Raw genomic sequence first — 8,278 nt, forward strand, 5'->3', positions numbered from 1 at the left:
GTCTCCATCTCGGGGAGGCGGAGCTCGTGGCGGCGGAAGCTGCCTTCGGGCCCGCCCAGGCGGGCCGCGACAAGCCCTCTGCGGGCGTTCGATGCATGACTCCCTCGTCGTTCCCGGTAGCCTCGTACGGACAACTGAAGCGGGCTGCAAGGGAGAGGCGTCGTGACCGGACTGGTCGTCGCCATGGACGGTCCTTCGGGGTCGGGCAAGTCGAGCGCGTCGCGCGGGGTCGCGCGGACGCTGGGGCTGCGTTATCTCGACACCGGGGCGATGTACCGGGCGATCACCTGGTGGATGCTCCAGCGGGCGGTCGATCTTTCCGATCCCGGGGCGATCGCAGCGCGGGCGCTCGATGCGACGCTCACGATCGGCACCGACCCCGACGCCCCGTCCTTCGCCGTTGACGGCGTCGACGCGGCCGTCGCCATCCGCACCTCCGAGGTCACCGCCGCCGTCTCCGCGGTCAGTGCGGTGCCCGAGGTCAGGCGCAGGCTGGTGGCCGAGCAGCGTGAGATCATCGGCGAGGGCGACATCGTCGTCGAGGGCCGTGACATCGGCACGGTCGTCGCGCCCGACGCCCCGGTCAAGGTCTACCTGACCGCGAGCGCGGACGCCAGGGCGCTGCGCCGTACCGCGGAGCTGACCGGCACCACGGTGCAGGCGCAGAAGGACGCGATGGCCAGGCGCGACACCCTGGACTCGACGCGGAAGGCCGACCCGCTCGCGATGGCGGCCGACGCCGTCGAACTGGACACCACGGCGCTGAACCTCGAAGAGGTCATCGCCGAGATACTGCGTTTGATTAAGGAAAAGGTGTGACGGAGGAATACGAGGAAGACAGCGGCTGGATCGACGCTGAGCTAGCCGATCCGGGTACCGAGGAAAGCTCGCAGGAGACGGAGCCCGACACGGGGCCCCAGCCGGTCGTGGCCGTGGTCGGGCGCCCGAACGTGGGCAAGTCCACCCTGGTCAACCGGATCATCGGCCGCCGTGAGGCGGTCGTCGAGGACGTTCCCGGCGTGACCCGCGACCGGGTCACCTACGACGCCACCTGGCGCGGGCGGCGCTTCACGGTCGTCGACACCGGTGGCTGGGACCCCGACGCGACCGGCATGGCGCTGAAGATCGCCGAGCAGGCACAGGTGGCCGCGGAGCTGGCCGACGTGATCCTGTTCGTCGTGGACGCGATGGTCGGCGTCACCGACGCCGACGAGATCGTCGGGCATGTGCTGCGCGGTTCCGGCAAGCCGGTCATCCTCGCCGCGAACAAGGTCGACAACCAGCAGATGGAGCTGGAGGCCGCCGGGCTGTGGGCCCTGGGCCTCGGCGAGCCGCAGCCGGTCTCCGCCCTGCACGGCCGTTCGAGCGGCGACCTGCTCGACGTGATCCTCGACAAGCTGCCCGAGACGCCGCCCCAGCGTTTCGGCGCGGAGCGGGGCCCGCGCAGGGTCGCCCTGCTCGGCAAGCCGAACGTGGGCAAGTCCTCGCTGCTGAACAAGCTGGCGGGCGAGGAACGCGTCCTGGTCGACCCGATGGCGGGCACGACCCGGGACCCGGTCGACGAGCTGGTCCAGCTCGGCGGCAAGACCTGGCGCTTCGTCGACACCGCGGGCATCCGCAGGCGCGACCGCGAGCTGAAGGGCGCCGACTTCTACGCCAGCATGCGCACCAGGGCCGCCCTGGAGCGCTCCGAGATCGCGGTCGTGCTCATCGACGCCAGCGAGGTGCTCACCGAGCAGGACCTGCGGATCATCTCCCTGGTGATCGAGTCGGGGCGCGCCATGGTGGTCGCGTTCAACAAGTGGGACCTCGTCGACGAGGACCGGCGCTACTACCTGGAGAAGGAGATCGACCGCCAGCTCGTCCGCGTACCGTGGGCGCTGCGGGTCAACATCTCCGCCAAGACCGGCTGGCACGTGGAGAAGCTCGTCCCGGCCCTGGAGAAGGCGCTGGACTCCTGGTCGACCCGGGTGCCGACCTCCCGCCTCAACGCCTTCCTCACCGAGCTGGTCGCGGCCACCCCGCCCCCGGTCAGGGGCGGCAAGCAGCCCAAGATTCTCTTCGCCACCCAGGCGACGACCGAGCCGCCCCGGTTCGTGCTGTTCACCTCGGGCTTCCTCGAGGAGACCTACCGGCGCTTCATCGAGCGCCGGATCCGCGAGGAGTTCGGATTCGCGGGATCTCCCATCGAGGTCACGATGAAGATCCGCGAGAAGCGGCAGGCTCAGAAGAAGAAGTGACCCGGTGGCGGCCCGTCCCGCGCGGACAGGGCCGCCGCCCGTCACCCGTTCCGCTCAGGCACCGGTACGGCCCCGCCGGCCCCACCGGTCCCTGCTGAGGCCCGGCGCGGCAGCAGCAGCGCGAGCAGCGCGCCGACCGCGCACAGGGCCGCGGTGAGCATGAAGATCTCGCTGTACTCCGTGTGCAGCGCGGCCCGCACCTGGCTCTCGTACTCGGCGAGCCTTCGCGCGTACACAGCCGGGGCGATGCCGAACGGCAGCGGCGTGTCGAGGTCGGCGGTGAGCGTCTGGAAGCGGTGAAAGCCCCACGCCGACAGCCCGGCGACGCCGAGCAGCATGCCCATCATCCGCGCCACGACCACCGCGGCGGACGCGACGCCGTGCCGTGCGGCGGGGGTGGCGCGCAGCACCGCGGAGGAGACGGGCGCGATCACCGCGCCGAGCCCGAGTCCCGCGAGGACCAGGTCGGCGTCGAGCCGGTGCCCGGCCTCGGCCAGGTCGAGGGGCCACTGGCCGATGCGGACGTAGCCGATCGTGGCCAGCGCCAGTCCCGCGACGGCCACCGCCCGCTCGCCGTACCTGCGGGCGACGATCCCGCCGAGCAGCGCCGCGACCGAGAGCGCGAGGAGGAAGCGGGAGAGCACCAGCGCGCCGTCCAGGGTGCCGAGCCCGAGCAGCGTCTGCGCGGAGAGTTGCACGTCGACCAGCGTCACCAGCAGTGCGGCGCCGCTCACGAGGCTCACCCCGAGCGTGGCGAAGAACGGCGCGCGCAGGACCCCCGTCATGTCGATCAGCCTGGTTGCGGCCCTGGCCTCCCACACCACGAACGCGGCGAACGCCACGGCTCCGGCCGCGACCGCTGGCGGGCCCCACGGGGGGAGGACCGACGTGCCAGGGTCAGGGTTGTACAGCCCGATGACCAGCAGGCCGAGCGCGAGGGCCAGCAACAGCCCGCCCGTCACGTCGACGCGCGTCCCGCCACCCCTCGCGCGTTCCGGCGGCGGCACCGAGCGCTGTACGGCGACCGCCGCCCCGGCGACCAGGGGCACGTTCAGCCAGAAGATCGATCGCCAGCCGCCCAGCTGGATCCCTCCTGCCGTCAGGGTGACGGGAACCAGGGCGGCCAGGGTCGCGCCGTACAGGGGGCCGAGCACGCTGCCGAGTTCCTGGGCGGCGCCGATCGCGCCGAGCGCGACAGGGCGCTCACGCTCGTCCCACAGGTCCCCGGCCAGGGCCATGGTGATGGGCAGCAGCGCCCCTCCCGCGACGCCCTGCAGGCCGCGCCCCGCGACCAGCCAGGGGACCGTGCCGCCCAGGGCGGTGACGACGGAGCCGATCGCGAAACCGGCCAGGCACAGATGGATCAGCGGGCGCCTGCCGTACCGGTCGGAGAGCTGGCCGAGCAGCGGCATGGCCGCGACGTAGCCAAGCAGGAAGCCGGTGACGATCGGGGTCGCCCGCTCCAGGTGGTTCAGCGGGACGTCGACGTCCCTGGCGATGTCGACGAGGACGGTGACCACGACGTAGGCGTCCAGCGCGGCCAGCAGCACCGCGGTGCCGCCGACCCCCAGGACGATCCGCCGTCTTGCCGCCCTGCTGCGGCCGAGCACGGGGTCGGTCACCGGCTCACTCCGCGGGCGCGGTGATCTGGACCGGCACGTCGTAGTCCCTGAACCTGACGATCACCTTGCCGTCCGTCATCGGCAGGTCCGCCCTGAGCAGGCGCGTGGTGGCCTTGTCGATCCAGAGCGTGCCGTCGACGTTCTGCCTGAGGCCCGGGACCATCGTGGAGAGGATCTGCTGCGGGAGTGTGGCCGAGACCCGGTAGGCGTCGGCGCCGTCGATCTTCTCCTCGGCCTCGGTTTTCGGGTTCAGCGCGCTGGTCAGGACCTGGACGACGCCCTTGCCGGGGTCGAGGATGGCCGACGGGTCGTAGATCGAGGCCAGCTGGCTCCGTGGCATCTTCTGGAAGCCGCCGGTCACGCCCTTGAAGTGAACCGTGTCCCCGATCAGGACGAAGCTGATCTCCTGCAGGCTGCCCATCACCTCGAGCTGGATGGTGCCCTCGGCGTCGCCGGTCCCGCTGAGGCGGCCCGTGGCCTTCCTGACCGGAACCGGGGGCGTGCCCTCCGCCTCCATGGTGAAGGCCGTGGACTTGACGGCCCGCATCGCCTCCGCGGACTTCTTGACCAGCTCGGCGCCCGGTGGGGGCGCCTTACCGTCGGAGGCGCCGCCGGCGCACGCGGTGACCAGGAAGAGCGCGGCGACTACCGCCGCTGAGAGGATCCGGCGAGGAGACATGGCCGGATCGTAGCGACCGCTCGGTCAACCAAGGGAGGACCAGCCGGTATCGGTTTCGCTTCAGCGCAGGCTCTTGAGGTGGTTGACCACCGGGTTGTAGGCGGCCTCGAGCTCGCGGAGCTGGTCGTCGGTCAGCAGGTCGATGAAGTGCTGCCGCACGCTGGCCACGTGGTGCGGCGCGACCTGCTGGATCGTGGCCCAGCCGTGCTCGGTGAGCACCGCGAACGTGCCGCGCCTGTCGTCGACGCAGGTCTCCCTGGCGACCAGCCCGGCCGCCTCCATCCGGGATATCTGGTGGGACAGACGGCTGCGTGACTGGATCGTGGCGTCGGCGAGGTCGCTCATGCGCATGCGGTGGCCTGGGCTCTCCGAGAGGTTGACCAGGATCTCGTAGTCGTTCACCGACAGCCCGAAGGTCTGCAGATCGCGATCGAGGCGGTGCTCAAGGAGTTTGTGAGCGGCCAGATGAGCACGCCAGGCCCGCTGTTCCATCGAGGTGAGCCAGCGGGGCTCCTCGTCGTTCACTGCTGCTATCACCCGTTTCTTGCTCGTCGTGCCGGAGACACTCGCAGACCGGCCATTTCGCTTGCTGCGCCGCGCTCGCTCCTGGCTCATAGAGCAGAACCTACCTCAGACGGAGGTCACGACCTCTTCGTAAGCCAGACGGGGCAGGCGGTCGAACCAGGCGTCCTCGCCGGGCTTGCCGATGTTGACGACCGCCAGCACGGTGTGGGCGTCGTCGAGGAACTCCTTGTCGATGCCGTCGGCGTCGTAGCCCGCCATCGGTCCCGCGGCGAGACCTGCGGCGCGGACGCCCAGGATGAAGTACCCGACCTGCAGGGTCGCGTTGAACATGGCGTTGTGGACGCGCTGCGCCTCGTCGGCGGAGAACATGTCCTTGGCCTCAGGCCTGTGCGGGAAGACCTTGGGGAGCTCCTCGTGGAAGTCCAGGTCCGCGGCGAGGATGGCGACCAGCGGGGCGGAGGCGGTCTTGGCCCGGTTGCCCGGCGCCATGAGGTCGAGCAGGCGTTCACGGGCCTCGGGGGAGCGCACCAGGACGATCCGTAGCGGCTGCTGGTTCATCGCGGTCGGGGCGTACTTGACCAGATCGTAGATCGCCCGCACCTGTTCCTCTCGGACGGGCTCCGCGGTGAAGGTGTTGGCCGTGCGGGCCTCGCGGAAGAGCAGATCCTGGGCGTCGGGGGAGAGAGCGAGAGCCATTTTCCACCTCTTATGAGTGATATGTGTGTTTTGTCGGCATCTTTCGTCGTCAACATAGGTGAAGATTCAACTATTCCGAACAGGGCAGGAGACGTGCGTCACGGTCGTAGAAGGTGATCGGGCCAGAGGGAAGTGACGAACAGGGCGGTGGCCGACCTGGCGGTCTCCTACGCCGTCCTCGCGATCTCGTTCGTCATCGAGGGGATCTCGTTCCTCAAGGCGCTGTCGCAGGTGCGCGGGCAGGCGAGGCGGCTCGGATGAGCAGGAGCGGGGACCTGTCCTCCCGCTCCTGCCCTCCGACTCCTGCCCTCCCGCTCCTGGTGGCCCGCACTCAGGTGGCGATCGCCTCCATCCAGCCCTCGACCTCGTCGGGGTGGCGGGGCAGCCCGGCCGACATCAGGCGGGCGCCGTCCGCGGTGACGACGAGGTCGTCCTCGATGCGCACCCCGATGCCGCGCAGCTCAGGGGGGAGCGTCAGGTCGTCGGGCTGGAGGTAGAGACCGGGTTCGACGGTGAGCACCTGCCCCTCTTCGAGCACGCCGTCGAGGTAGGCCTCGGAACGCGCCTTGGCGCAGTCGTGCAGGTCCAGGCCGAGCATGTGGCCGCTGCTGCACAACGTGTAACGGCGGTACAGGCCGCTGCCGGGCTCCATCGCCTCGTCAGCCCCGATCTTCAGCACGCCCCAGTCGTGCAGCCCCTCGGCGATGACCCGCATGGCCGCCAGGTGGAAGTCGCGGAACCTCGCACCGGGGCGCAGGGTGGCGATCGCCGCGCTCTGGGCCTCGTAGACCAGCTCGTAGACCTGCCGCTGGATCGGGCTGAAGCGTCCGGAGAGCGGCAGGGTCCTGGTGATGTCGGCGGTGTAGAGGTTGTCGGTCTCGACGCCCGCATCGAGCAGCAGCAGGTCCTCGCCGTTCAGCCTGCCGTCGTTGCGGATCCAGTGCAGGACGCACGCGTGCGCGCCCGAGGCCACGATGCTGTCGTAGCCGACCGCGTTGCCCTCGAGACGGGACCGCAGGCCGAAGACCCCCTCCAGATAGCGCTCGCCGCGCCGGTGCGCCATGGCCGCGGGTAGCGCCCGGACCACGTCCTCGAACCCGCGGATGGTCGCGTCCACGGAGAACTGGAGCTCGGCGACCTCCCACTCGTCCTTGATCAGCCGCATCTCGGACAGGAACGTCTCCAGCTCGCCGTCTCCGTCGTGCGGCGCGACCAGCGCGTCAACGGACGGGTCGACTCCGCGCAGCACCCTGGCGGGGCCCGTGAGCGCGTCGCCGAGCCGGTCGATCGACGCGCAGTCGATCAGGTAGAGCGCCTCGGCCTCCGCCAGGTCGGGGCGTCTGCCGACCCAGAACTCGCCGTAGCGGCGGTCCCGGTAGAACTCCTGTCCCGCCGCGCCGGGGGCCGAGCGCGATGAGCGGGGGCGCAGGAACAGGGTGGCCGAGCCGGAGGGTTCGATGACCAGAACGTCGTCGGGCTCCTGGTCGCCGGTGAGGTAGGCGAACGCGCTGTGCGCCCTGAACCGGTAGTCGGTGTCGTTGCTGCGGACCTTGAGCGTGCCGGACGGGATGACGAGTCGCTCGCCGGGAAAGCGCGCGGCGAGGGCTGCGCGGCGCTTCGCGGTGTAGGCGGCCAGCGGCAGGGCGGTCAGGTTGGCGCGGTGGGTGTCGGCCCAGCCGGTACGCATGAACGCGGCGAGGGCGTCGGAGACCGGCAGGTCGTGGCTGCCGGTGTTGAGCTTCTCGGTCATCGTGTCCCCGGGACGGAGTTAGTGATATTTCACACACTACTCATGTCGGGTGTGGCGCGCACCCGAAACGGGTGGGCGTAGGCCGTGCCCCAGGGCTCGCGGCCCGGTGACCCGCACCGGACACGAAGGCGGGCAGGTCGCTTTCCGTGACCTTACCGCGATGGGGGCGGCGGCGCTCGTGCTTAGGGACGGCCCAGGAAGGGCAAAACCTAGGGATACCCCAGCCAGGCTGAACCGAGGTGGTGTCGATGCTGATTGGTACGATTCTGCAGGCCAAAGGCTCGAATGTGGCGACCGTCCACCCAGGGGCGACGGTGACCGACCTGCTTGCCCTACTGGCTGAGCACAACATCGGCGCCGCGGTGGTCTCCGAGGACGGGTCCTCGATCGTCGGCATTGTGTCCGAGCGTGACATCGTGCGACGGCTGAACGACCGCGGGCCGGATGTGCTGGCCGCCTCCGTGGCCTCCATCATGACGACCGAGGTCCGGACCTGTCCGCCGGACATCAACGTGGACGACCTTCGCCAGACCATGACGACGCACCGCATCCGGCATGTCCCGGTGGTCGCCGACGGACGGCTGGTCGGGATCGTGAGCATCGGTGATGTGGTCAAGAGCGCCATCGAGACACTGGAGACCGAGAAGGCGTACCTCGTCGACTACCTCCACCGCTGACGCCCGTGTGGGGTCCGGCGACCGGCCGGACCCCACACGGTCATCCGGCGCAGGACCCCCCGGTGCAGGCGCCGGGCGGGGACCGAGGG

Annotated in this window: 9 protein-coding genes; 4 read left to right on the top strand and 5 right to left on the bottom strand. The window is 70.3% G+C overall.

Annotated features, from left to right (window positions below; all coding sequences use genetic code 11):
* Positions 1 to 162: 162 nt before the first annotated feature.
* Together cmk and der are read left to right on the top strand one after the other, a co-directional pair.
* A complete protein-coding gene (cmk, locus tag AB0395_RS07850; RefSeq protein WP_366278082.1) occupies positions 163 to 819 on the top strand; it encodes a (d)CMP kinase in 657 nt (218 codons plus the stop codon).
* On the top strand, positions 816 to 2,240 hold the full coding sequence (gene der, locus AB0395_RS07855; RefSeq protein WP_366278084.1) for a ribosome biogenesis GTPase Der: 1,425 nt from the start codon (positions 816 to 818) through the stop codon (positions 2,238 to 2,240). The genes cmk and der overlap by 4 nt, the downstream gene beginning before the upstream one ends.
* A gap of 41 nt (positions 2,241 to 2,281) precedes the next feature.
* Here the strand turns inward: der and AB0395_RS07860 are convergent, their stop codons facing one another.
* The 4 genes from AB0395_RS07860 to AB0395_RS07875 are packed head-to-tail and all read right to left on the bottom strand — an operon-like array spanning position 2,282 to position 5,762.
* Positions 2,282 to 3,862, bottom strand: a complete 1,581-nt coding sequence (locus tag AB0395_RS07860; RefSeq protein WP_366278086.1) for an MFS transporter — start codon at positions 3,860 to 3,862, stop codon at positions 2,282 to 2,284.
* Positions 3,863 to 3,866: 4 nt separating this feature from the next.
* Positions 3,867 to 4,541, bottom strand: a complete 675-nt coding sequence (locus tag AB0395_RS07865) for an LppX_LprAFG lipoprotein (RefSeq protein ID WP_366278088.1) — start codon at positions 4,539 to 4,541, stop codon at positions 3,867 to 3,869.
* 60 nt (positions 4,542 to 4,601) lie between these two features.
* Positions 4,602 to 5,156, bottom strand: a complete 555-nt coding sequence (locus tag AB0395_RS07870) for a MarR family transcriptional regulator (RefSeq protein WP_366278090.1) — start codon at positions 5,154 to 5,156, stop codon at positions 4,602 to 4,604.
* 15 nt (positions 5,157 to 5,171) lie between these two features.
* A complete protein-coding gene (locus AB0395_RS07875) occupies positions 5,172 to 5,762 on the bottom strand; it encodes a malonic semialdehyde reductase (protein ID WP_366278091.1) in 591 nt (196 codons plus the stop codon).
* A 132-nt stretch (positions 5,763 to 5,894) separates the two neighbouring features.
* Here AB0395_RS07875 and AB0395_RS07880 point away from each other — a divergent pair, with 132 nt between their 5' ends.
* A complete protein-coding gene (locus AB0395_RS07880) occupies positions 5,895 to 6,023 on the top strand; it encodes a hypothetical protein (protein WP_366278093.1) in 129 nt (42 codons plus the stop codon).
* Between the two features lie 70 nt (positions 6,024 to 6,093).
* Here the strand turns inward: AB0395_RS07880 and AB0395_RS07885 are convergent, their stop codons facing one another.
* Positions 6,094 to 7,512 (bottom strand): aminopeptidase P family protein, encoded by a 1,419-nt coding sequence (locus AB0395_RS07885; protein ID WP_366278095.1) that lies wholly within the window; start codon positions 7,510 to 7,512, stop codon positions 6,094 to 6,096.
* Between the two features lie 248 nt (positions 7,513 to 7,760).
* Here AB0395_RS07885 and AB0395_RS07890 point away from each other — a divergent pair, with 248 nt between their 5' ends.
* Positions 7,761 to 8,189, top strand: coding sequence for a CBS domain-containing protein (locus tag AB0395_RS07890; RefSeq protein ID WP_366278096.1), 429 nt, complete (start codon positions 7,761 to 7,763; stop codon positions 8,187 to 8,189).
* The last annotated feature ends 89 nt before the right edge of the window (positions 8,190 to 8,278 follow it).

The sequence above is a fragment of the Streptosporangium sp. NPDC051023 genome (assembly GCF_040689595.1).
Taxonomy (GTDB): Bacteria; Actinomycetota; Actinomycetes; order Streptosporangiales; family Streptosporangiaceae; genus Streptosporangium.

Bases quoted from the DNA above. Each gene is read 5' to 3' on its own strand.
- AB0395_RS07865 (WP_366278088.1), bottom strand. From the start codon at position 4,541: ATGTCTCCTCGCCGGATCCTCTCAGCGGCGGTAGTCGCCGCGCTCTTC.
- AB0395_RS07870 (WP_366278090.1), bottom strand. From the start codon at position 5,156: ATGAGCCAGGAGCGAGCGCGGCGCAGCAAGCGAAATGGCCGGTCTGCG.
- AB0395_RS07885 (WP_366278095.1), bottom strand. From the start codon at position 7,512: ATGACCGAGAAGCTCAACACCGGCAGCCACGACCTGCCGGTCTCCGAC.
- AB0395_RS07890 (WP_366278096.1), top strand. From the start codon at position 7,761: ATGCTGATTGGTACGATTCTGCAGGCCAAAGGCTCGAATGTGGCGACC.
- AB0395_RS07875 (WP_366278091.1), bottom strand. From the start codon at position 5,762: ATGGCTCTCGCTCTCTCCCCCGACGCCCAGGATCTGCTCTTCCGCGAG.